The following is a 23097-nucleotide window of genomic DNA, read 5'->3' as shown; positions in this document are numbered from 1 at the left end:
GCTCCTCAGTAACTAAATTGATTACTCTGATTTATTTCCTAAATTTTTTACTTTATATTTTAACAGATTCTAAATCTACCAATCGACTTAAATAAATTCTCGCCACTCCACTACTATTATCATCATCAATATAGTGGTGAACTTCCAAACGCACTCTATTTTTAAGTTTGTGATCGCTCTCTAACTCAATATCTGTAAATGGGACAGCGTGCCTCAAACCTTGCTGTCCGTCCCATAGTAGAGTAAACCCGTTTTCTTCATCTTTTTGACCATGAGTTCCCCAAAGTATTTGAGATTCACAGATAGAGTCTGTACCTTCTGGTTCAATGATCAAACGGCTTTGGGGTTGACCATTCACTTTCCAAAGCATAATCTCAGAAGTTTTACTAAATATTCGGCATTGCTGAAGCGTTAACCATCTGAGTTTAGCAAAATTATTTTGTGGAAATAAATCTTGTGGTTCAGTTTGAGTAATTAGTGTTCCATCGGTTTCAAATCGTCCCCAAATAACTCCATCATCAGCATGAGCCAGTAAGTATTGAAGATGATAATCTTTCGCTTTTTCTTCTAACCATCCTTTTAAATTGCTCTCAATTTTGCTAACATCATCGATATTCTTACAAATGGGTTTATTCATTGATTTACCTCATTTTTTATATTCAGGTTGATTCTCTAACTGTTGAAAACTTGCCAACTCATCGGTTGCCAAATTTTAGTTAAAATTTCAGGAGTTTTAAGAATTGCTTGGCTCATTATTATTGTTATCCTTAATATATTTTACCAGTTCTGATACATAGTTTCGTAGTTTTTCTTTGTCACTTTCTGGAGTTATTTCAAGGGAATTATCACGATTTTGTTTAATCTCCCAGGTTGAATCTTTCCACTTTATCGTAGCCTGTTTTCCCTTCAGCCGTCCTCTCCCAATACTACTAGAACCGCCAACGGGTAAATCTTCTGTCCACAGATCTTTAAGTAGTAGTAACAGTAAGCCTATTTCGTGTTCTATAGGGTTGCGTAATTCTATTTCTAATTTTAGCTCTGTTTTATGATTTGCAAAAATAGGTTGTTCCTGAAATAATGCACCGTGATAAGCACCTCCAGTAAAGCGATCAATAGCAATGCGAGTTTGTACTAAGTCAGTTGTATGATTGATGGTACTCTCATGGACAATTAGACGGCTTGCTTGCGATCGCTTGTTTTCAACATGACCAAAAATAGATTTGATAATTTCTGGTTCTTTATCACATTTTGGGTTTTGACCAAATGAACACTGAAGCGTTTTTGCAATCCGTTCGGCACGATGTCGCAATACTCCTGCTAAACTTGTACCAGAGAGAACAGACGTTAAGACTTTTGCTTTTAGAAGATTATGTGCAAAAAAGAATAATTCCCAATTTTCAGAACTCCATAAATCTATTTCTGATGGCAACTCACCTAGAATCTGGATAGCTCGATCAAACAGCCATTTAATTTGTTGATTAATTATTCGGTAAGATTTTAAATGTACAACATCAGGTGCGCGTCCCGTTTCAGCTTGACCTGAACGAATAAGTAAGGGACTGGCGAGGGTAAATGTGGCGTTGATGGTGAAGCGATCGCGCTGATCTTCCTTCTCATCTAATACCACACCCAAAGCATCAGTGATTTTATTCGTAATAACGGGTTGCTTGTTAGTGCATTCACGATCAAAGAGCAACCAAGCTGTGCGATCGCCTGCATCCGTTAGATCAAAATTCCAAACCTGCCATTCTTTGACATGACAGCGACCAAAACCCCGGCGTTTTTTCATACCAAGGCTGATTTCATGATTTTGTAAGCCGGAAAGTGCGATCGCTAATCCTTTGCGTAACTCAGTTTCATTACTATCTTTCTCAATCAACAATTCAAAACACAAAGAAAACTCTGTTCCCGCTTGCAGTAATTCTAAGTCATATTTCTTTTTATCTTCTGCTGTACGAGTAATGCTATCAATTTTTACCCCATCTCTGAGTTCAGATTGAATAGGTTGAGTGCTGATAACATCGTCAATAATCAAATTGCTTTGCTCACCATCATCATCTTTGCGGGTTCCACCAAATAAAACAGTTGCTAAATTATCAGATTTTTCATCTGTCAGATATCCATGTTCGCGTTCCTGTAAATAGTTCCGTAAAGCACCCGCGATAGATGAACCAGTTAATAAAGCGTGATCGCTAATACTATCCCTGAGTAATGGTAAATCAGTGGGACTATCTGCGTCACCACTTGCCAAACAAGTAGGGGTATCTAAAATTAAAGTACCGCGTATTACAATACGTCTAATAATATGACGTTGTTTCCGTATCGATCGATTATCTATTGTAGGTTGTTCCTTAGTAGCTGTCATTTATTTTTCTCCTTTTTAGCTTTCTTAGCAATTGCCATAATTAAGCGTAATGTGTATTCTCTAGCTAACTTAAGAGTCAGTTTTCTAGTAATTCCAGCAACCTCTACTTGTAAATCTTGTGGATTTTTAATCCATGATTCAGGATTTCCTATTGGTTTTCTCAACAAATCATAAATTTGCTCATCAAGATGTTTAGGTCGTTCAGCAATCCCTAAAACTTCAGTGTTCTTAAACTGATTACGAGCATTTGAGGCTAAGTAACGTAGTAACCTAAAAACGGGAATGCGACTTTGAACAGTCAAAGCCTGTTGAGCGACAATCTCTAATCGAGAAAGTTGACTGTTGCTAATCTTGCGTCGTATACTTATATGATTTATGCTGATATGACTAATTTTTTCTACAAGAAACTGCTCCAATTTTTGGCGTAAAATATTTTCAGCTATTTGTCCAGCTAAGTCATGGTATTTTTCCTCTAGCTGAGTTTCCTTGGCTGTAACTGGCTCTGGCGGTGTAGCTGAAAATTCTCGGTATTCTCCTAACCAATTAACAGCAATTCTCCCAAAACCATCAATGCAGCGATCGCCAATTCCTTCTCTTTCCAAAATTTTTATTTCTTCAGTTGTCAATTGTGCATCAAATACAAACACACTGCCTGCTGATAAAGCTGGTACTTGAGGTAAAGGTAAACCCCATTTCTGATTAAATCCACCAACAATGGTACTGCTGATAAATACATTAGTTGCTTGAGGTAGCTGCACAAGCAATTTATCTTCAATTGCTTGTTTTACCAAACAAGGATCGGCTGAACATTGCCCACAGTAATCGCGGAGTATTACATCACTAAGAAGAGTTATTTTTAGCTTTTTACGATTGAGTCTATCTTCAGGTTTTTTAATCTGTATTTCATTCCAATTATCAAGTTCTTGAGGTTTATCTGGACTAAGGATTTCAATTTTTATATGTCCGTATCCAGCACTTCGAGAACCTCCTAACCAAATATCTGTTGGTTTTAGTAAACTCTCAATTGTTTGTGCATCCTTATCTTCACACAAAATAACGCCTTGAAAAGTTTGTTTAACATCTAAAGCTTCATAACGAAAGATAGTACCTTCTCCCTCTTGAATAACTTGATTAGTAGCAGGATCGCGTTTTGTTGCTGATGAACGTCCTTTAGTGCGATCGCGTGCTGTATGAATATTAATCCGTCGATTTTCTCTATATAAAACAACTTGTCTTTCGTTAACAGTACACAATTTTTCACTTAAGCCTTTCAGCGATACCTGTTCTGGTTCAGATTGACTCAAATCGTAAACATCTAATGCTGGTTCTTGGTTTTGCGGTAACTCTTCGTCTTTATTTCTATACCAAGAAAGAGGCACTGGTAAGGTACGTTTTTTTTGTTTTTCACAAAAAAGGTAGGCGTTTAAATAACGAGTATTGCCATCAAAAAATAATCGTTTCACCTCTTTATTGATATCTGCATCTGATAAAATATCTTCTGGTAATTCTGGATGACGCTTGAGATAACGACCAATCAAAGCACCTCGAATCATACTCCCAGGAATATAAGCATAAGACACATCACTATTGGGATCTCCCTGAAATGAAGTTGCTAAAACTGGCTGTTGTGTCTCTAAAAGAAAAGTAATTACTTTCATTTATTTTCCCTCCTCAATTTTTCCAAAGCGATCAACAAAATCTTGTGTAATATCATTTTTGCCATTAGCATTCCATAAACTACATTGTACATGACCTCGCCCTCGGTTTCGTCCACTTCCAATATGTCGAAGTGCTAAAACTCCAACGGCTAAAAGTGCTTTCATATCTGCTGTTGGTTCTTCATCAAAGAATAGAGAAGCCGTAAAACGGGACGGGGTATTAGTGCGATCGCGTATCACCACACGAGCCGAGCGTAAGCTACCTCTATCTGCTGTACCATTATTAGGATTAATCGCGGTTTGGCGACGAATTGTTGTCAGTGAATGCAATATATCTGTTGGTGTTAAAGCGGGTTTATCTCTTTCTGGCTCTTTTTCTATTTGAATTTTCACGGCTTCCCGTAATTTTTGTGGGAGACAAGCATCACTAACGTGCATAATAGAAGTTTTTTCTATAACACTGCCAGCAACACCAAATAATTTATTTCTGACATCATTCCAATGTCGGAAAACTTCGTCTTTTAGCAATATAAGTAAGTTATCGCACTCTTCACTCAATAAGCCTTTCAAAGTGCGTCCTCGTAGATAAGGAAACCCATAAGAATCATGCTCAACTTCTTGATCAACTAAACCAGCAACACCATCACCCCGTCCAAAGGTAGTATCGCTCAAAAGTTTAATCTGTACTTGCAATTCATAGATATTCATTGTCATCCTCCTTCAACCCGATGTAAAAATCCATTGCTTCGATCGCATCAAAATAACCGCAATAATGCTGTTCACCTTGAATACACCAACCTTGCTGTTGTAAATTATCTACTTGTGGAAAAGGTGGCAATTTTTTGATCCCGTATGCTTTCATAAACTGTTCAGTTTTGTAAGACCCTTCACGCAGAATTTCACGCAAGGCAATAATTTTATTACGACGATCTTTCCAAGGTTCATTACCTTCTATGTCATCAAAGTAACCATTAAAGTGTTCAACTACATTGATAAAATTTGACCAAGTTCGCCATTGATCATCATCCTCATCATGCTCTTTTATTCGGATAGGTCGCATGATCATATTTCCAGATGAAACTTTATATTCCCGTTGACGAATTTCTGAGAGAGAGCCAATTACACCACTAGCTGCAAAATGCCAATCAATGCTTGAACAATAGTAATTATCGGGATCTTCTAAAAAGTCTTTTAATCGCTCCCTTTCCTCTTTAATAAACTTTTTAGCTGTTCCGTATAACTCCTCAACCAGTTGATACGCTCTAGCAAAAGGATAATGAGTTTTAACGACACAAATGCCAGCACGAGCCGTTAAATTAAGGGGTTGACCATCTATATCTTTCTGTTCTTCAAACTCCCTCAGATAAGTTGCAGCCAACTCAAGTCCTAATCTTCCTTCACAAACAAAGATAACATCATCACCTCCATAAACTAAAGGACGGAATGGCAGATAGTATTTACCATTTTTGGATTTTTTGAGATTAAATTTGCCTATTTTACCTATTATTTCTCCATTTTTAATTGAGTGATTAATTATATTCAAGACTTTTTTAAGAGCGTTTATCCCAGCATCCTCAACACTGAAAGAAAGTTTACGCATCTCAATAATTGCTTCTTGGTCAGATTTTCCTTCCCCACACTTTTGAAACCTATTTCCCATTCCATTACCATCTGCATGAACAATGGCAACATAGCTTGACTCACCTTCAGCACGACCTAAATAATCAGTTCGACGAGGAAAATCATAAATTTCAGGATCAAAAGTACCTGGAAATTTTTCTATTAATCTCTGATTTGCTTTTGGTACTGCTTTTAGTTTGGCTTCACTTTCCCTAGAAATTAAATAGATATCTTCTTCATCAGTATCAACATATTTCTCGCTAGTATTGACTGCGGGAAGTTGAGTTGACTGACAAGTTGCTGTTATTCCTAAACCCAATAAAGGCGCAGAAGCAACTCGCTCACGTTTCTTTTTAGCTAAGTCTTTTTCTAAAAGCTGATTTAACGTCTTTTTAAACTCTCCCTTTCCCAATTCAAATTCCTTGTAATGAACAGCCACAATATTTAAACCAGGTGCTTCTTGCAAAACTCGCTTGCTCAAAATTTGGGTAAAGCATTTAGCATATTCAGCATTAGCAAACAGTAAAACTGTGTTTCCTCCTCCTGCATAAACTATCTCACCCGCAACATTCTCATTACCAATATAAATTTTATGCAATGAATTCCTTGTAGGAATATGAACTTCTTGATTAAGTTCTTTTCCTAAATCTTGTAAAGCCTTTTCAGCCCATTCTTTAGTAGCCTGAGACACCAAGTAAGATGCTCCAATGTTTTCACCCAAGCGGTTACTGCTAAAAACATAGTCTTGAATTCCAGTTGTATCCAGTACAGTGATAGTTAGTTTAGTCATAATGCACCTTTATTGTCTTTAACCCAATTGTCGATTTTTTCTTTTAAATTAGGTAAATCTTCACGGAGAAAAACAGCAATTTTAGGATTGCTTACAGCCCCTTCAAGCTGACTTTTAAGATAACGGCTAAGATGTTGTTTTTTACTGTTATCATTATCACAACAGCAAACTAAAGCAACTCTCGCTTCATCACCACCAAGTTGTTTAGCCCGTATGTATGCTTCAAATAGTTTCAGCTTACATTCTTTTGGATCTTTACTTGTTGTACAGGAAATCGCAAACACTTGATAACTTCGCATGAATGCGACATCAAATTCAAATACTCCTCCTTCCCAAGTTTGGCTTTTTTGAATAACAAATGACATTTTGCTTTCACCAAGCTGTAAGTCTTTCGTTAGTTCCTTAACTTGTTGAAGTACATAATGCTCTAACCAAATACCTCCTAACCATTCACAAACTTGTTGACAACTATTAAATCCTTTTGCTTTGGTCAATTTCAATAAAATTTGAGTGTCAGAAGCATCTAATTGCTGACGCAAAACCTCGATAATGTCTGGGTGTACGCCTTTTAAGCTCAAAGAGAGTTTAGAAAGATCATCTTCAGATTTCCATCTCCATTCATTGTCTTTTAACTCTTTTGCTTTTTTAAGTTCTCCGTAATTATTGTAACGATGAGTATTAGACCATGTTCTCCAAGTTTTTGCTATTTCCTCATTTTGATAAAGTCTGACAAATTCTGCGGCTGCATCTGGTAAAATAGGTTCAGAAAGGGGCTTTTTATTTTCTTGCCACTCGTACTTGTGGAGTTTAAACAAGTCTTTCAGGGATAATGTAAGCTGAACTCCTCTGTGAGTAGAATCGGAATTGGGATGATCTATAAATATCTCCAGCGTCTTAGCATCAAGATAGCTATAGACTGCATCAGTTCCACGCACATCAAATATTGCTCGGTGAGCGTGGACAGCCATTGTATTTGTCCCACCTGTGTAATGTAACCCTATTCGTTCATTGGATGGAATTTTTTCAGCGTCTCCTTTAACTTTATTGAAAATCTGATAGGCATTAGATTTGTTATCTTTTAAATCAATTTCCTTACTTTTGAAACCTTTGATTTTAAGCTCTGTTTTTAAGCAGTTTTTTTGGGAAACTGTTTGACCAGTGTAGACGAAATATACTGTACCTCCTTTATTCAAAAGAGTTTGAGCCGCGACATAATTCGGTAAAGGATTCTCACCCACCAACAAAAATAGGTGATCAACCTGATAGTTTTTCCAATCATTAGGATTTGTACTGGTCATAAATTCCTCTAAATTTTGGTTAACTGGTGAACACAATTTAAGTAGTAAAAACGCGATCGCTATCCTTCACTCCCCAGACAAATCAACTTTAAACACCTGAGAAATCGAAACATCATGGGTATGGGTCGCCACTACCACAGCCCCTAAACGCGGGTCATAACACCCCACCCAAGCCGCCGGATGACACTCATGAACTAAATACCCATACAACCAAATCGGGGCTTTTCCTTCTATCACAATGCCTTGAGTAAAATCGATACCTTTAGGTAATTTCAAACCCTTCAAATCAGCCGGGGTAATAATGCCATTTTCATTGGTAATCTCAATCTGCAAATGTTGATAGGCTAAACCAAACTGGGTTTGATGGGGAATAATCCTTAACTGAATGGCACTCATAAAATCAGAGCTAATGTAGGTTTACTGTGAAATAAATGAGAAAAAATGAATCTTAAATTAGTAGAAAAGGTTGTATTAAAAAGAATTTAAACAACAGTTTGTATTTATCATTCATTTTGAATCTAAAAGGGATCAACTGTCAAGCAAAGCTTCTCAAATCAAAAAAAATTGATTTTCTGACTTATTTCTTTACCAATCTTAATCAGAAACTCGGTTTCTTGGATTTTGCCAATTGTTCTCAGTTTCTTGAATTCCTGAAAATTAAACTAAAATTCCTTCCGCAACTTTAACCACTGTTCCCCCGACTTCTACTTGTATAAAATCCCCTATTTTTTGAGATTTTAATAACAATAAAGAAGGACGATCAATTTCATAACCCTGCTCGACTCGAATATCAACTTGATCAGAACCAAAATAATCATAATTTGAGAGATATCCAGCTAAACAACCATTTGCACTTCCCGTTGCTGGATCTTCAGGAACTCCTAAAGCAGGAGCAAACATTCTCGCACACAAATGATTATTAGGGTGATGGGTTTCGGGACAAAAGATAAAAATTTCTTTAGCTGTTGTTGTTTGAATAAACTCAGCATAACGTTCAAGATTTACCTTAGCTTTTTTTAACGCCGACTGCGTTTTTAACGGAACAATAATAAACGGAATTCCCGTAGAAACCGCTTGAATGGGATAGCGATCATCAAAATCAGAGGGTTCTAAATTTAATACCGATGCTAATATTTCTTGATCATAACTCTGAGTAAATTCAGGAGAATTTTGTCGCATCCAAAGAATTTGTTTTCCTTCCTCTGAAATTTTCCACGTCACCGGAATTTGACCTACCGCTAAATTTAAAATTACCTGTTCAACGGAGTTTTTAATAATTTCTTGTTGAATGATATAAGCTGTTCCTAATGTGGGATGACCTGCAAAGGGTAATTCCCGTTTGGGGGTAAAAATTCGCACGGGATAACCGCCATTTTCGGGTTCAGAAGCACTAATAAATGTGGTTTCTGAATAATTCATTTCTTGGGCAATTTTGAGCATTTCCTCCTCGGATAATAACTCAACTCTTTCGCCCCAAATTACCGCTAATTGATTTCCGGTATATTTCGTTTCTGCAAAAACATCAACAATTGAGAATTTCATAGATTTTGTAATATGAATTTTACTATCAAACTCTTTCACTGATAACGGAGATGGGCGAGGAAACCTCGCCCCTACTAATTACCTTTCATTCCAAGTTTTTTCGGCATCTGCGATCGCTTGATCAACGGTTTTTTGATTTAACATTGCTGCTTGTAGATTATCATAAATAATTTTTTGCAACTGTTTAATATCTTTCTGGGGGGGAATTAAAACCTGGGCAGTTTTGAGTTCTTCTGCACTAATTAAACGCGCTTGATCTGCGGTTGTTGGATTAGCAGGAAGGGTGGTAAAATAACTATCTTTGAGAGCATCTTGAGTAGAAGGTAACACATTTGCGGCTTTAGCAAACGCGAGTTGATTCGTACTATTAGTGACAAATAAAGCAAATTTTAAAGATTGTTCAGGAATATCTGTTGATTTCGGGATCACTAAATTCATCACAGCAACCGTAGTTTTTTTCGTATCTCCAGTAATTTGACCCGCAGGAACAGAAACTTTGGCTACAGTGGGAGCATTTTGATTAATAGCTTTTAAAAATTGTGGCCCTGATGCTAATAACGCTGTTTCTCCCGCTTGATATAATTCAATGGCGCGGCGATGTCCTTGGGTTAAAACTTCTTGAGGAAGTAAGCCTTTTTGATATAAATCAACCCAATATTGAAAGGCGGCTTTTCCTTGGGGAGTATTAAAGACAGCTTTCCCATTTTTATCGAGTAATGTTGCTCCCATTTGCACTAAAGATTGTAAAACTTGAGCCGAATCTTCAGGAACAAAAGATACAAAAAACGCATATTTTCCGGTTTTTTCCTTGACTTGTTGTGCGACTTGTGCTAATTCTGTATAAGTTCTAGGAGGTTGATTGACTCCGGCTTGTTGGAGGAGTTGTTGATTAGAAATCGTAATTTGGGTTGTTAAATACCAAGGAATGCCAAAGGTTACGCTTTCACATTGATTATTCGGACAAACATCAATTTTATTCGCTTGCCAAATATTGGGTAAATATTGAGATTGAACGGTTTCAGGAACCCTTGAATTTAGGTTTAACCAAGCATTTCGTCCCGCTAGTAAAGCGGCAAAATCAGGATTTAAGTTAATCACATCGGCAGCAGTTTTGGCAGCAACGGAGGCTAAAACTTTACTTTCCATTGCTGACCAAGGAATATCAACCCACTTGACTTTAATGTCTGTATTTTCGGCTTCAAAGTTGGCAATCAGTTGATTAAAATAATTCGTAAATTGCGGTTGCAGTTGCATCGTCCAAAATTCTATTTCTTGTTTGCCACTTTGAGAAGTTGGGGAGGAAGTAGAGCAACTCACCCCCCAACTCAAAAATAAACCTAAAACTAATAACAAACCAAACCGTTTCCAAGACTGCAATTGTTTCATTTTGTTGAGAACTTAACTAAGCGGGCTAAATTTTGGTAAACTGGATACCAGTCAATCAGGACAGAGGGGAAAGGTCAAAGATCAGCCGTTTGCATCTACTCCTAACCGGAAATGTTTGCTTTGATCTAAGAAAACATAAATTGAGCCCGAACGGATCAATTTTTAGAAAAAAAATAATCATAAAACTAGGACAATGAGGACGGACGAACAGGGTAAGATAGGGGGAGAATTTATCTCTGAGTCCCAGCATCGGGAATTTTAACTTTCTGGGTACAGGTCAGCTAAAATGCTTAATCGCTCATTAAACCTAAAAATATGGTTAGTTTATTAAAAGGTCTGTTTTCCAAGCGCAAGCCGGGAATTGGAATCGAGTTAGCCTCAGAACGAATTAATCTAGTCGAACTGCGGAAGAAAGGTCAACAATTAAAGTTAGTCACCTTGGCAACAACTTCTGTTCCAGAGGGAATTGTCCAAGATGGTCAAATTGTGGATACCCCAGCAATGGCGGAGTTAATTCAGTCTATAATTACTGATAATAATATTAAGGCAAAAACCGTTGCCACATCCATACCCGGACGGGAAGCTGTCACGCGAATTATTCCGGTTCCGGCGGAACTCAACGATGACGAACTCAAAGAATACATGAACCAAGAAGCGGGTTTGTATCTTCCCTTTCCCAGAGAAGAAGCAGACGTTGATTATCAAAAATTAGGCCGATTTGTGGATGAGGATGGCATCGAAAAAGTCCAAGTTTTGTTAGTGGCAACTCGCAAAGAAGTCACTGATACCTATGTGGAAACCTTTGCTCAAGCGGGTTTAAAAGTTACGGTATTAGAGGTGAGCAATTTTTCTTTAATTCGTACCCTTAAAAGTCAGTTAGAGCAGTTTTCCTCCACCGAAGCCGCCATTGTTGCCGATATTGAATTTGATAGCACCGAACTAGCCATCGTTGTCGATGGAATTCCGCAGTTTAACCGGACAATTCCCATCGGACTCTATCAAGTTCAAAGTGCGTTAAACAGTGCCATGAATTTACCTCCGGGGAGGGATGTCAGCGAACTCCAGGCCATGACGCTTCCGGTGACTGATACAATGGGAGCATTAAACGATCCCAATCCGGGGACGAATGCCATCATTAAGGTTTTTGCCGAATTAGCCGATGAACTGCGTCGCTCCGTTGATTTTTATATTAATCAAAGTGACGGACTAGAAATGGCACAGTTATTATTAACTGGCCCTGGAGCCGCCATTGGACAACTTGATGAGTTTTTCATGCAACGGTTAGCGATGCCTGCGACACAAGTTGATCCCATTGATTCCCTCTCTCTTGCCTTTGAACGGGAAATTCCTCCAGAACAACGTGCTAGTTTAGGAGTGGCTTTAGGATTAGGAATGCGAATGACCTAAAGCCCTTATCAGTGAGCCGTAAACCGTCAACCGTCAACTGATTTATGTATAACTTAGATATCAACTTTTTGAATGATCGACCTGATCTATTAGAACGAGAAGTTCGACGACAGGTCAGTCCCACCCAAAATATTGACCAGACTCCGATTTTAATCGGTTTAGGGGCGGCTTTAGCCCTGAATGCCATTGTTGGAGGAGCTTGGTTTATTTTTAGTCGGCAAAATGCAGACCTGACAAAAGAACGGGATGCTCTTGTTGCCACCTTGGGACAAAAAACAGCCGATGTCCAAGCCTTAGATAAAATTAATGCAGAAACCGCTCAAGCCAATAAAGAAGCGGATGCTTTAGCAACGGTGTTTAATCAGATTAAACCCTGGTCAGCACTCACCCTAGAATTAGGGGAATTGATGCAAGTCGCTGGGGTGAGAATTCTTGATATTAAACAGACGGAGCCAGTGGCTACCGCAACGGCTGCTGCTGCTGCTCCACCAGCGAGTCCAACTCCGGCTGAAGGTCAAGCCGCCGCCCCGCCTCCACCCGACCCAGAAACCGCTAAATTAGAAATTTCAGGACTTGCTAACTCCTTCACCCAAATTAATGATTTTGTATTATTGCTAAATCAATCTCCCTTTTTTAATGGGGAAAAAACAAAATTGATTTCGGCTAAATTAGAGGAAAACCCGACGCAACTGGTTTCTAAATCAGTTAATGCGGATACGGGTACTGTTAAACCTCAGTTACAACCAGTGGTGAAGTATACGATTGAAACAAATCTCAGTCAAGCTACTGCCTCGGAGTTATTACCTGAACTTCAAAAAAATGGAGCTTTAGGACTGGTTAATCGAATTAGAACCCTTGAAGAAAAAGGAGTTATTAAGCAATGACCGTAGCGAATGAATTTATTCAAGACGTTGACGGCGAAGGCGGTGGCCCAGTTATATTTGGCATTCCCTTGACGCCTAAAATCATGGGAATTGGGGCCGGAGTTGTCGGGGTCTTACTAGCAGGTTTCTTAATTTATAAATTAGTCCTTCCCGCCTTAGCTGAAGGGCAAACTTTACGCGAGGATATTAAAACCAAACAAGATGAAATTGAGAAACAAGATCAGCGTTTACGCGAACGTGCTAAAGCTGAAAAAGATTTAGTAGATGCTAAAGTTCGTCGAGCTACAGTTACGGCTTTATTTGCTGATGATTCTAGTTTAGAAACCTTGTTGTTTGATCTCAATGAACAGATTAATAAAATTAATGCTGGGATCATTGATAATCGCAGACAAGCTAAACTTTCTCAATTCAAACCGATTCCATTAGAAACACCAGAAGCTGAGATTGTCAATGATAGTACCTTGGGGCCAGATGTTAATGGCAAACTCAGAAGACGGGAGTATGAGGTGGAGTTTCAAGGCAGTTTTGATCAGACTCGTCAGTTCTTAGTGGCCTTAGAACGATTACAACCCCTGTTAGTGGTGAGAAACTTAAAAACTCAATTAGGAGATCAAACTCAAGTGATTGAGGGAGAATATCGACAAGGGAAATTTGTTCCCTCTGTCAATCAACCTCAAAGATGGCTAAAAAGCAGTTTTGAGTTGCAAGTGTTACTCCCCTTGAGTTCCGAACAAGTTAAGGCTGCTACCGAAGCCGCCAAAGCGCCGGAAACTCCAGCCGAACCTCCTAAGTAGGTAGAATTTCGGCCCAAGTTGTTGTATGTTGACGGGTGTTGACTGTTGGCAGATCAGATGTTAAGCAATCACCGACAACTAACACCCAAAACTAAATATTGTGTTGAGGAGGAAACGTGAAACAACTTCAAGGAATTAGTGCAGGATTTTTAACCACTGCTGCGATCGCCATTGTGGCACAAACCCCAGCATTCGCCCAAACTCAAGTCCAGGATGTGCGACTGGTGGAAATGAACGGGGAAGTCGGCCTAGTATTAATGACCAAAAGTGGAGAACGGCCGGAAGTTTTTGTGGTCAGACGGGGCAATGATTTTGTTGTGGATATTATTAATACACAACTTCCGGGCCAAAAACAAAACTTTCAACAAAATAATCCAATTCCCGGTATTTCCTCGGTTGTGGTGACTCAACTTGATCCTACCAGTGTCCGGGTGATTGTGAGTGGGGTAAACAGTCCCCCCGATGCCCGAATTATACAAGGAGCTAACGAAGGTATTGTGATTAGTCTGGGTACGGCCTCCGGTGCAGTGGCTCAAGTTCCGAATCAAGCCGTAACGCCACCACCTCCCATTCCTGGATCTACTGCCCAGCCAGCCCCAAGAGGCTCTCAATCTGTATTAGTTCCTGATCCGGCCATCACTATCGAGGGTCGGAATGTTCCCCAAGGAGCACCTCGTCCCTCTGATGCGGCTCCGCCCTTCCTCCCCCGTGCTGTTGCGCCACCATTGGGGGATATGGCTGTTTCTAATATTAACCCCGGAATCCCGGTGATTCGGCTTAATACCACTCAACGGATTCCTCGTTTAGTGTTGCGAGATGCCCCGGTTAGTGATGTTTTAGCCTTATTAGCGAGAACTGCTGGATTGAACTTAGCCGTGAGTAATTTGGTTAAAGATTCACTAGGCGAATTCAGAGCACCCAATAGCGAGCAGGAAGAAAAACAAATTCTAGGGCGAAAAATATCCTTAGATATTGAAAATGAGTCTGTTGAGGATGTTTTTAACTATGTTTTGCGTTTAAGTGGATTACAAGCAAATCGCGTCGGAAATACAATTTTTGTTGGTGTGAAACTGCCCACTGCTGCCAGTAATATTGTTGTTCGCAGCATCAGACTGAATCAGGTTCCGGCAAGCAGCGCGGCAGGTTTTTTGAGTAGTCAAGGAGCAGGAACTCAAATTCAGGTCGATCAAGTCCGTATTGAGGAGGTGGGAACAGGAGTTAATTCCAGATTTGTTGAGACCAGAACACCCACAATTACATCCTTAGCAGCCAAAGAGTCCGATAGTCCCCTCGTCCTGAGAGGATTATCCATCTCTATCGATGAGCGACTCAATTCTATTACTCTCGTTGGCCCAGCGTATTTGGTGGAAACGGCATCAGCCATGTTGACCCAACTTGATTTACGTCAGCGTCAAGTAGCCGTTAATGTTAAAGTCGTTGACGTCAATTTAAGTGGACAAGAGGCAGCCAGTAGCAGTTTCTCCTTTGGAATTAACGACACATTCTTTGTGAATGATGGAGGTGCGGCATCGGTTAATTTTGGTGGGATTAATCCTCCTAATCGGACAACCGCGACCAGTGGGATTAATGGGCGACCGATTGTTCCGAATACTCCCCTTGCTGGTGAGGCTCCTTTTTATGATCCTAACAGATTGTCTACAACTCCTTTAACAGCACCCGGAGGTGGCATTGGTTTAGACCCGATTGCACCTGTTACCTCTCGTCCGGGTCAAGTCGGGATTTCTGAGTACGAACCCTTTACCCGAAATTTAGAAACTGGGGCACTTGACGCTTTAGGTTCAACCACTAATAGTATTTTTCCCTTCTTCCAATATCCTCGCAAGTTCTTATCAACCTTAACCGCTCAAATTGTTAGTGGTAATGCTAAGATTCTCACCGATCCAACCTTAGTGGTTCAGGAGGGTGAAACAGCTACAGTTGCATTGGTTGAAGAAATTGTTAAATCAGTGACAACAACCTTTACAGACACGGTTTCCGGGACAAGGGACAGCAAAGATTTTACCTTTCAAGATGTGGGTTTAACCCTGGATGTTAACGTGGAACGGATTGATGATAACGGGTTTGTTTCCCTGCGAGTTAACCCCACTGTGAGTGCTCCCGGAGATCAGGTAGATGCTGGAGGGGGTGATTTTGCCCGTCAGATTCTCAGCCGGACGGTCGAATCGGGTTTAATCCGTTTACGCGATGGTCAAACCTTGATTTTATCGGGGATTATTCAGGAACAGGAACGAGCTACCGTCAGCAAAATTCCTCTGTTAGGGGATTTACCCATTATTGGCTCATTATTCCGCAGAACCAGTAAGGAAAGTGAACGGGCGGAAGTGATTGTATTAGTCACGCCTCAAATTTTGGATGATAGCGATCGCAATCCCTACGGTTATGAATATAACCCCAGTCCCGATGCTTTACGGATGATGAGAGGACGTTAGGTTAGGAGTTGGTGCTCACGGTTAGCTGTTGATAGATAGTTGACTGTGCAGATGGTAGAGAAGGAGTCAGGAGTTAATTATTTCTCCTGGTCTTTCTCTCCTTTTGTTACTTACTCTTCTAATCAGACTTCAATAAATTTGATCAATATTCTGTCTTGTTGAACAGCCTTAGTTTTGATCAATATTTACTCCGTTACAACAGAATACCCCGCCGGACAACTAACCCCACGACTGGTAAAGAAAGACGGTTGAGAAGGTAGTTGCTGGGTCGGCTGATTACTTTCACAAAGGATTGATTTGGTGGTGATATTACTACCGGGTGAAGGTTGAATAATATAAACAATTCCAATATAACTTTTTAATCCTGTCCGTTTAGCTTGGGCTACGGATTGAACCATACTTTTTTCATCAATAATTCTAATATTATATAGATAATTTCGGGTTTCCACAGGCAGACCTTTAACAAATTCTTCTAAATTAGGTTTAAACATATTATATTGAGCATAACTCGTTTGATGACCTCGGTTCATAATTTCAATATACTGTTTTGCTTCTGATTGTGTATCTTGATCGGCTTGTTCCTTCAATTCTGATGCTGTTGGAGTCTTTATCGTGACTGAAGTTGGAATTCTAGAACTATCAGACGTTTTTTTAAAGAGTAGAGGTTGAGAGTGAAAAGTTGTAATAGCAGGTTGTTCCTCTCCACTAATATTTAAGTCTAATTGCAATTCTCCCGTCTCAGTAAATTCAAAAATTGCGGTGCCTACAATTTTCCCTTCCGCATCACGAAAAATCATAAATCCGGGTCTAAAATTAGGATCTATTGTATATTGTAATTCTAGGGCTTCAATCGGCGTTGTAAAAATATAAACTTTTCCTTCCCCTGTAAATATAATACCGGATGAAAGATGAGTAGGAACTTGCCATTTCCCAACAATTTTTTGAGCATCTACCTCCTGGGGTTGAGCCGCTAACATTACACTTGAAATTGTTGGTTTTAGCCATAAACTCTCGACGGTCAAACCCATTAAAGTTAAGACGATGGTTGAGATGATCATCGATGTTTGTTTAGGGGTAAGTATCAGCTTTTTTACTCCTCTTTTTAAGCTCGATAAATAAATTGACATAACTGAATAAAAATGATGTTAGACTGAGGCAATTGTCAAGAATGTTATTCAATATAGCAAATTTAAACCCCATGAGATGATTTCCCCTAAAAGCATCAGGATTTTCCTGATTGTTTGGCCCCAAGTCTTGTTTGACTTTTGGATTCTCTTAGCATTTCTTAATTAGGGAAAGAGAACCCAGCTATAAAGGCTACAATTCTCTCTCGAAGGGGTTTCTTGCTTTTTTACTCCCCAAAAGCAAGTTGACTGATCTGCTGCTCAGGCTTGGGAGCGCGACATCCCTGTTCCAGTTGCGTCAGTCCTGAATCTCTATAAATTATGGGTTTAAGTCTTCCCTATTGGGTACATACCCCTTAGAATAAATCATTGCGAATTAGATTCTGTAGGGATCGCAGCGTTTAGAAATTAAAATTTTGTTGCCAAGATTTACCCTAAGCAGAATGACTTTGCAGTTTTGGGTGGGGAGACCCCGCCCCTAACAGGTTAGATAGGGGGTTAGGCATAGCCAGTTGTGGTACTGCACCTAGCCCTTCTGTTCCCTGAACTCAGCTTTTAACAGCTTCTGCTGTCGATTGCTTCAAGCCAACCTTAAGGAGTAGAAACTCAGATGAACAAAGGTGAATTAGTGGATGCCGTAGCAGAACGGGCCAGTGTGACCAAAAAACAAGCTGATGCAGTATTGACGGCAGCTTTAGATACGATCATGGAAGCAGTTTCCAATCAAGATAAAGTGACACTGGTTGGCTTTGGTTCCTTTGAGTCACGCGAACGCAAAGCTCGTGAGGGTCGTAACCCCAAAACCGGTGAGAAAATGGAAATTCCAGCAACCAAAGTCCCGGCTTTTTCTGCTGGGAAACTGTTCAAGGAAAAAGTTGCTCCCTCCCAAGCAGATTCAGAAGATGAGGAGGATTAATTCCTAGGCGTGGAAGCAACCCATTCACCCCAACACGGGGGAAATTTAATTTGGGCTGCGACCGTAGCCAACTGCTCTCCCTTGGATATTCTGGATTTTTCCGCCAGTATTAATCCTTGGGGGCCGCCTGTGTCTGCCCTAACTGCCATAAAAGGCCATCTTAGGGATTTGAACGTTTATCCTAATCCTGACTATAGACAATTGAGACAAGCGATCGCTACCCAGGTAAACGGCGAAATGTTGCATGAGTCCATAGAAGCGGATTGGATTTTACCGGGGAATGGAGCAGCGGAGTTACTCACCTGGGCTGGACGGGAACTAGCGCAGTTAGATGCGATCTATTTACTGACTCCTGCCTTTGGGGACTATTGGCGGACACTCAACACTTTTGATGGGAATGTAGTTGAGTGTCCGCTTTCAATTTCTGCTGTTGATGTTGATTTGACTCTGCCTCAACCGTTGAATTCTCGCTCAGGATTATTAATTAATAACCCCCATAACCCCACCGGAAGATTGTTTTCTAGTCAGATTTTATTAGAAGCACTGAAAAAGTTTGCTTTGGTGGTAGTTGATGAGGCGTTTATGGATTTTTTACGACCCAACCAACAGCAAAGTTTAGTCTCTTGGGTGAAGGAATATGAAAATTTAGTGATTTTGCGATCGCTAACGAAATTCTATAGTTTACCGGGGTTACGTTTAGGATATGCGATCGCCCATCCCCAACGCTTACAAAAATGGCAACGGTGGCGCGATCCTTGGCCTGTGAATAGTTTAGCGGAGGCGGCGGGAATTGCTGTCTTAGAAGATGAAAAATTTCAACAGCAAACCTGGAATTGGTTAGAACAATCTCGCCCCCAACTCTATCAAGGTTTAGCTAATATATCGGGGTTAAAACCCTATCCCAGTGTAGCTAATTTTATCTTTATAGAATCAGATTATTCTGTTTCTAAACTACAATTAAATTTGTTAAAACAGCATCGAATTTTAATTCGAGACTGTTTAAGTTTTCCGAGTTTGGGCGATCGCTATTTCCGCGTTGCGGTTAGAAAACCCGCCGAAAATCAACGATTAATTCAGGCGTTAACATTAATCACCTCCTAATCAAATTCCTGTTCTAATACCGTTGCGATCGCTTGTTTTGCTGTCGCGTTAAATTCGGCAATATTCACCCGATTTAATAATCCAATTGCCAAGATCATGCCAATAGCTTGTATAGTAAAAACAGTGCTATAGGCTAATAAGGGAACTTGAAAGATAGCCCGTCCCAAATCTAAAATCCCCCCGCCTAAAACCGTTGCAATTCCTCGCGCCATAGCTTGAGCTAAACCCCAAGCTCCAATAAAAGTTCCGGCCGTTTCCGCTAAGGTTAAATCTAACATTAAATTAATCGCTCCGGCTGTTAGAATTCCCGAATTTAAACCAAAGCATAATAACGCCCCTTTTAAAAACCCAGGGTTAGCAGTAAAACCCGCCATAATAAATAATCCTAAACAAATTGCGACTCCAATACAACCCATTTTGACCGTATTTTTTTTACCGATACGAGGAACAATTAAAAATCCCGTTGAAGCAATTCCCATTAACGTTCCTATCCCAAAAAACGCATTTAATTTAGTCGTTTCCGAGACACACATTCCAAAGACTTCACCCCCATAGGGTTCTAAAACAGCATCCTGCATAAATAAGCTAATCGTCATCACCAATAAAAAGCTAAAAAATAACCCCGTTTGGCGACTGGCGGTTAAAATTTTCAGGGCGCGATTTAACGTAATTTGATCTTCACGTTCGACAATAGTGGAGCGAATTTTGTAGCGAGAAAACCGACGTTCAATTCCCACTGTGGCTAAAAAACATAAACCGATTACCATTAAGGGTATAATAATAAATAACGGGGTGACAGAAGCTTGTAATTGAGATAAATTTGTAGCCGTTTCCGTGACGGTTGGCTTATTCGTTAAAATAGCTGTACCACAGAGTTCAGGACGATGGAGAATTTTGGAACTAATTATCGCCCCAATCACAATACCCACCATCAACATTGACCAAACAATGCTAATTAATTTGGAACGATTATCTTCATCAGAAACATCAAATAATAAAGCTGTAAACGGTGTTGAACTTGCACTTAACGCTAAACCATATCCAGCAAAAATTAAGGCTAATAAACCCGCCCATAAATAAGCAACACCATTGAATCCGTTAGCTTGAATACTAGCACCTAACTGCCAAACTACTTGAATCGCTAAAAATGACGCACTGGTGAATAAAACTAACCCCATCCATACATAACTACTGCGATGATATCCCCATAAAGGTTTAGCATCAGACATCTGACCAAACCACACCCTAGCCGGAGAAACTAATTGGTGCATCGCAATTGCTCCCGCCGCAATTAACGCCGGAACTTTTAACTCATCAATCATGATGCGGTTAATCACACCCAAGGCGAGTAGAGAGATAATCCCTAACCCCATTTGATACAGACCTAAGCGAAACATGGTAAACAAATTCAGCGAAGGTAATGGTTTGCCATCTAAGGGATTAGAAGGAGGGAATTGCTCGGAGGAATCATCGATTTGCATAATTCTGATTAGACTAAGCCGTAATTTACCATTATAATAGAATGAGTTGTTGATTTCAAGTTTGATTAAAATTATAATCTTCTTTGATCAAATATGCCTAAAATTTTATCCAAATTTATCAAAATTCGAGGTGCAAACATTCATTTTTTAGAAGCAGGAGATCCCCAAAATTCATCGATTCTTTTGCTTCATGGAGCCAGTTTTAAAGCTCAAACTTGGCAAGATATTGGCACCTTAGAATTGATTAGCCAAAACCATGATCATGCTGTTGCGGTTGATCTCCCCGGATATGGTGAATCTGAATCCTTCTCTGGTAATCCAGTTAGCTTTTTAATAGAGATTATTGACGGTCTGAACTTATCCAACTGTGTGCTAGTCTCTCCTTCGATGAGTGGAAATTATAGTTTACCCTTTATCGCTCAACATTCAGACCGTTTACGGGGGTTTGTGGCTGTTGCTCCGGTTAAAATACCTCAGATGGCAGAACATTTGCAAGGAATTTCGCTGCCAACGTTAGCAATGTGGGGAAGTGATGATAAAATTGTTTCATTGGATCATGCGGAGTTACTTCAGCAGTTCATGTTAAATGTGCAGACCATTATTTTAGAACAAGCGGGTCATGCTTGCTACATGAAAGCAACTCAGAAGTTTCATACACATTTCATAGATTTTGTGAACGGTGTCAACCCCAATTGATAAAACTTTATTCATACAGTTTTTGGGAGTTGATTCTTGTTCGCTTTCTCAGCAGAATAGAGTCATATACTCAAGCTGAGATTCAACAAGGTTGTCTCTTAATTACTAATAGGAATACTATTTAAAAATGACCCAAAAGACAGAAAAAGCACTTTTTCTTTTAGGCGGACTCAGTGATGATGATCTACGCTGGATTATCAATAAAGCAAAAATAGAAAAACTTCCCCCAGGGGAAAGGTTGATTTATGAAGGACGTCCGATTAATGCCCTCTATTTCGTATTGAATGGGTTGTTAACAGTGGTTATCGGTGCAAATGAAGACCGAGAATTAGCTAAAATCACCAAAGGGGAAGTTGTTGGAGAAATTTCTTTTATTGATAGTCGCCCGCCTTTAGCAACGGTTAAAGCCTTAGAAGCTACTCAAGTTTTAGCGATTTCTCGATTTGAACTCAATAATAAAATTCACAGTGATTCTAAATTTGCTGCTCGATTTTATCAAGGTTTATCACTTTGTTTAGCCAGTCGAATGCGCGGAACAATTCGGCGTTTAGGTTACGATGATTTTTCAGAATATGAAATCGATGAACCGGAGCCCGAAGAACTCAGTGAACATACAAAGGAATTTTTAGTTTTAGCTCAAGCTAAATTTAACTGGTTAGTTCAAAATCTGAGTTAACTGAACAGAATCGGAACATAATTACTCGTCCTTCGTGGAAATCACCCACTTCCAAAAGGGATGAGTCGGCCCCTGTTTAATAATTTTCATGACTTGCTGTTCTAAACGGTGTTGATAGGCGGGAGAAACCCCGAATAAAATATTGCGACTCTGCCAAACTAACGTTGCTATTGTTAGACCAATACACAACCCCAAACCCATTGCTGCAAAGCGGTTATAAGCTAAACCATAGCGAACCGCAGACCAAGTAAAATAGTTTTGCCAAAGAGCAATTTCTCCTCGCAACGCCCACAAACTCAAAGGTGCTACTGTTAACCATAATATCGCAATCACAAACCATCGAGTATAAACGGTGAGTCGATGTAATTTTTGCACTTGAGCGTTAAAAATTGCATCATCTGGCGAAGGGTTTAATCCCATTTCCTTTCTACCTCCTCCCTTTTTACTCCTATTTGGCGTTTCATAATTGAGCTAACTTTTTCTGAATCCAATCTATTTGAGTATTAAACCCTAGGGTTTCTATGAGCTTACGGTTCTCCTCGCTCATCGTATTCAAGCGTTCATGAATTTCAGTTAACATTTGTTCTATTTTTTCAAGGCGTTGTCGTCTTTGCTGAGATTGGCGGTAGAAAGGAGGCATTATCTGGGGTTCTTGCAGCATAATTAAAACCATTCGATTAAAATTAAGTTAGCTGGAATAACAATATTTTACCACTCAATAAGGACAGTTTTAAGTCTGGATCAATATTGAAAGATAGTTTGAGATTTTTCCTCTATCTCAGGATAGGGAATAGGGAATAGGGAATAGGGAACAGGGAACAGGGAACAGGGAACAGGGAACAGAGGGAAAAAGAAAATAGGGAATAGGGGATAGAAAAAAGTGATTAGCCACCCGATCAAGTATTTGTG

General features: G+C 39.7%; 21 protein-coding genes. 8 read left to right on the top strand and 13 right to left on the bottom strand.

Annotated features, from left to right (window positions below):
- Nucleotides 1-52 precede the first annotated feature (52 nt).
- From csx19 to PL8927_RS26975, 9 genes are all read right to left on the bottom strand, one after another.
- Nucleotides 53-637 carry a type III-D CRISPR-associated protein Csx19 gene (gene csx19 / locus PL8927_RS27020; RefSeq protein ID WP_083626998.1) on the bottom strand — a complete coding sequence of 195 codons (585 nt, stop codon included), beginning with the start codon at nt 635-637 and terminating at the stop codon, nt 53-55.
- 96 nt (nt 638-733) lie between these two features.
- Nucleotides 734-2365: an RAMP superfamily CRISPR-associated protein gene (locus PL8927_RS28730; protein WP_231506158.1), complete on the bottom strand. Its 1632-nt coding sequence runs from the start codon at nt 2363-2365 to the stop codon at nt 734-736.
- Entirely contained in the window at nt 2362-4023 is a 1662-nt protein-coding gene (locus PL8927_RS27005; protein ID WP_083626997.1) for an RAMP superfamily CRISPR-associated protein, read from the bottom strand. The genes PL8927_RS28730 and PL8927_RS27005 overlap by 4 nt, the downstream gene beginning before the upstream one ends.
- Nucleotides 4024-4731 carry an RAMP superfamily CRISPR-associated protein gene (locus tag PL8927_RS27000; protein ID WP_083626996.1) on the bottom strand — a complete coding sequence of 236 codons (708 nt, stop codon included), beginning with the start codon at nt 4729-4731 and terminating at the stop codon, nt 4024-4026.
- Nucleotides 4718-6433: a Cas10/Cmr2 second palm domain-containing protein gene (locus PL8927_RS26995; RefSeq protein ID WP_083626995.1), complete on the bottom strand. Its 1716-nt coding sequence runs from the start codon at nt 6431-6433 to the stop codon at nt 4718-4720. Before PL8927_RS26995 ends, PL8927_RS27000 begins: the two co-directional genes overlap by 14 nt.
- Complete coding sequence (locus tag PL8927_RS26990) at nt 6430-7731, bottom strand: PDDEXK family nuclease (protein ID WP_083626994.1); 1302 nt, start codon at nt 7729-7731, stop codon at nt 6430-6432. Before PL8927_RS26990 ends, PL8927_RS26995 begins: the two co-directional genes overlap by 4 nt.
- 66 nt (nt 7732-7797) lie before the next feature.
- Nucleotides 7798-8127, bottom strand: coding sequence for a CRISPR-associated ring nuclease Crn3/Csx3 (gene crn3 / locus PL8927_RS26985; RefSeq protein WP_083626993.1), 330 nt, complete (start codon nt 8125-8127; stop codon nt 7798-7800).
- A gap of 261 nt (nt 8128-8388) precedes the next feature.
- Nucleotides 8389-9273, bottom strand: a complete 885-nt coding sequence (locus tag PL8927_RS26980; protein ID WP_083626992.1) for a PhzF family phenazine biosynthesis protein — start codon at nt 9271-9273, stop codon at nt 8389-8391.
- A 78-nt stretch (nt 9274-9351) separates the two neighbouring features.
- A complete protein-coding gene (locus tag PL8927_RS26975) occupies nt 9352-10659 on the bottom strand; it encodes an ABC transporter substrate-binding protein (RefSeq protein ID WP_083626991.1) in 1308 nt (435 codons plus the stop codon).
- Between the two features lie 315 nt (nt 10660-10974).
- Between PL8927_RS26975 and pilM the strand changes: the two genes are divergently transcribed.
- The 4 genes from pilM (at nt 10975) to PL8927_RS26955 (ending at nt 16194) form a co-directional block, all read left to right on the top strand.
- On the top strand, nt 10975-12066 hold the full coding sequence (pilM, locus tag PL8927_RS26970; RefSeq protein WP_083626990.1) for a type IV pilus biogenesis protein PilM: 1092 nt from the start codon (nt 10975-10977) through the stop codon (nt 12064-12066).
- Nucleotides 12067-12110: 44 nt separating this feature from the next.
- Entirely contained in the window at nt 12111-12950 is an 840-nt protein-coding gene (locus PL8927_RS26965; protein WP_083626989.1) for a PilN domain-containing protein, read from the top strand.
- Nucleotides 12947-13744 carry a pilus assembly protein PilO gene (locus tag PL8927_RS26960; RefSeq protein WP_083626988.1) on the top strand — a complete coding sequence of 266 codons (798 nt, stop codon included), beginning with the start codon at nt 12947-12949 and terminating at the stop codon, nt 13742-13744. The genes PL8927_RS26965 and PL8927_RS26960 overlap by 4 nt, the downstream gene beginning before the upstream one ends.
- Before the next feature lie 116 nt (nt 13745-13860).
- Nucleotides 13861-16194, top strand: a complete 2334-nt coding sequence (locus PL8927_RS26955) for an AMIN domain-containing protein (protein WP_083626987.1) — start codon at nt 13861-13863, stop codon at nt 16192-16194.
- A 185-nt stretch (nt 16195-16379) separates the two neighbouring features.
- Here the strand turns inward: PL8927_RS26955 and PL8927_RS26950 are convergent, their stop codons facing one another.
- Nucleotides 16380-17252 (bottom strand): type IV pilin-like G/H family protein, encoded by an 873-nt coding sequence (locus PL8927_RS26950; RefSeq protein ID WP_197047568.1) that lies wholly within the window; start codon nt 17250-17252, stop codon nt 16380-16382.
- Between the two features lie 676 nt (nt 17253-17928).
- Between PL8927_RS26950 and PL8927_RS26945 the strand changes: the two genes are divergently transcribed.
- Entirely contained in the window at nt 17929-18234 is a 306-nt protein-coding gene (locus tag PL8927_RS26945; RefSeq protein ID WP_083626985.1) for an HU family DNA-binding protein, read from the top strand.
- A gap of 9 nt (nt 18235-18243) precedes the next feature.
- Entirely contained in the window at nt 18244-19335 is a 1092-nt protein-coding gene (gene cobD / locus PL8927_RS26940) for a threonine-phosphate decarboxylase CobD (RefSeq protein WP_083626984.1), read from the top strand.
- Here cobD and PL8927_RS26935 read toward each other — a convergent pair.
- Entirely contained in the window at nt 19332-20816 is a 1485-nt protein-coding gene (locus PL8927_RS26935; protein ID WP_083626983.1) for a BCD family MFS transporter, read from the bottom strand. The genes cobD and PL8927_RS26935 overlap by 4 nt on opposite strands.
- 93 nt (nt 20817-20909) lie before the next feature.
- On the opposite strand from PL8927_RS26935, the gene PL8927_RS26930 reads away from it, so the two are divergent.
- Together PL8927_RS26930 and PL8927_RS26925 are read left to right on the top strand one after the other, a co-directional pair.
- Entirely contained in the window at nt 20910-21512 is a 603-nt protein-coding gene (locus tag PL8927_RS26930; RefSeq protein ID WP_083626982.1) for an alpha/beta fold hydrolase, read from the top strand.
- Between the two features lie 127 nt (nt 21513-21639).
- Nucleotides 21640-22188, top strand: a complete 549-nt coding sequence (locus tag PL8927_RS26925) for a cyclic nucleotide-binding domain-containing protein (RefSeq protein ID WP_083626981.1) — start codon at nt 21640-21642, stop codon at nt 22186-22188.
- Nucleotides 22189-22209: 21 nt separating this feature from the next.
- Here PL8927_RS26925 and PL8927_RS26920 read toward each other — a convergent pair whose 3' ends face one another.
- Together PL8927_RS26920 and PL8927_RS26915 are read right to left on the bottom strand one after the other, a co-directional pair.
- Nucleotides 22210-22608 carry a hypothetical protein gene (locus PL8927_RS26920; protein WP_083626980.1) on the bottom strand — a complete coding sequence of 133 codons (399 nt, stop codon included), beginning with the start codon at nt 22606-22608 and terminating at the stop codon, nt 22210-22212.
- Between the two features lie 40 nt (nt 22609-22648).
- Nucleotides 22649-22849 carry a hypothetical protein gene (locus tag PL8927_RS26915; protein ID WP_156093350.1) on the bottom strand — a complete coding sequence of 67 codons (201 nt, stop codon included), beginning with the start codon at nt 22847-22849 and terminating at the stop codon, nt 22649-22651.
- Nucleotides 22850-23097: the final 248 nt, after the last annotated feature.

This window comes from Planktothrix serta PCC 8927 (assembly GCF_900010725.2).
Lineage (GTDB): Bacteria > Cyanobacteriota > Cyanobacteriia > Cyanobacteriales > Microcoleaceae > Planktothrix > Planktothrix serta.
This window is presented reverse-complemented; position numbering and strand designations above follow the sequence as displayed.

Excerpts from the sequence above, each read along its gene's own strand:
- csx19 (WP_083626998.1), bottom strand. The coding sequence starts at position 637 with ATGAATAAACCCATTTGTAAGAATATCGATGATGTTAGCAAAATTGAG.
- PL8927_RS28730 (WP_231506158.1), bottom strand. The coding sequence starts at position 2,365 with ATGACAGCTACTAAGGAACAACCTACAATAGATAATCGATCGATACGG.
- PL8927_RS27005 (WP_083626997.1), bottom strand. The coding sequence starts at position 4,023 with ATGAAAGTAATTACTTTTCTTTTAGAGACACAACAGCCAGTTTTAGCA.
- PL8927_RS27000 (WP_083626996.1), bottom strand. The coding sequence starts at position 4,731 with ATGAATATCTATGAATTGCAAGTACAGATTAAACTTTTGAGCGATACT.
- PL8927_RS26995 (WP_083626995.1), bottom strand. The coding sequence starts at position 6,433 with ATGACTAAACTAACTATCACTGTACTGGATACAACTGGAATTCAAGAC.
- PL8927_RS26990 (WP_083626994.1), bottom strand. The coding sequence starts at position 7,731 with ATGACCAGTACAAATCCTAATGATTGGAAAAACTATCAGGTTGATCAC.
- crn3 (WP_083626993.1), bottom strand. The coding sequence starts at position 8,127 with ATGAGTGCCATTCAGTTAAGGATTATTCCCCATCAAACCCAGTTTGGT.
- PL8927_RS26980 (WP_083626992.1), bottom strand. The coding sequence starts at position 9,273 with ATGAAATTCTCAATTGTTGATGTTTTTGCAGAAACGAAATATACCGGA.
- PL8927_RS26975 (WP_083626991.1), bottom strand. The coding sequence starts at position 10,659 with ATGAAACAATTGCAGTCTTGGAAACGGTTTGGTTTGTTATTAGTTTTA.
- pilM (WP_083626990.1), top strand. The coding sequence starts at position 10,975 with ATGGTTAGTTTATTAAAAGGTCTGTTTTCCAAGCGCAAGCCGGGAATT.
- PL8927_RS26965 (WP_083626989.1), top strand. The coding sequence starts at position 12,111 with ATGTATAACTTAGATATCAACTTTTTGAATGATCGACCTGATCTATTA.
- PL8927_RS26960 (WP_083626988.1), top strand. The coding sequence starts at position 12,947 with ATGACCGTAGCGAATGAATTTATTCAAGACGTTGACGGCGAAGGCGGT.
- PL8927_RS26950 (WP_197047568.1), bottom strand. The coding sequence starts at position 17,252 with ATGATCATCTCAACCATCGTCTTAACTTTAATGGGTTTGACCGTCGAG.
- PL8927_RS26945 (WP_083626985.1), top strand. The coding sequence starts at position 17,929 with ATGAACAAAGGTGAATTAGTGGATGCCGTAGCAGAACGGGCCAGTGTG.
- PL8927_RS26935 (WP_083626983.1), bottom strand. The coding sequence starts at position 20,816 with ATGCAAATCGATGATTCCTCCGAGCAATTCCCTCCTTCTAATCCCTTA.
- PL8927_RS26930 (WP_083626982.1), top strand. The coding sequence starts at position 20,910 with ATGCCTAAAATTTTATCCAAATTTATCAAAATTCGAGGTGCAAACATT.
- PL8927_RS26925 (WP_083626981.1), top strand. The coding sequence starts at position 21,640 with ATGACCCAAAAGACAGAAAAAGCACTTTTTCTTTTAGGCGGACTCAGT.
- PL8927_RS26920 (WP_083626980.1), bottom strand. The coding sequence starts at position 22,608 with ATGGGATTAAACCCTTCGCCAGATGATGCAATTTTTAACGCTCAAGTG.
- PL8927_RS26915 (WP_156093350.1), bottom strand. The coding sequence starts at position 22,849 with ATGCTGCAAGAACCCCAGATAATGCCTCCTTTCTACCGCCAATCTCAG.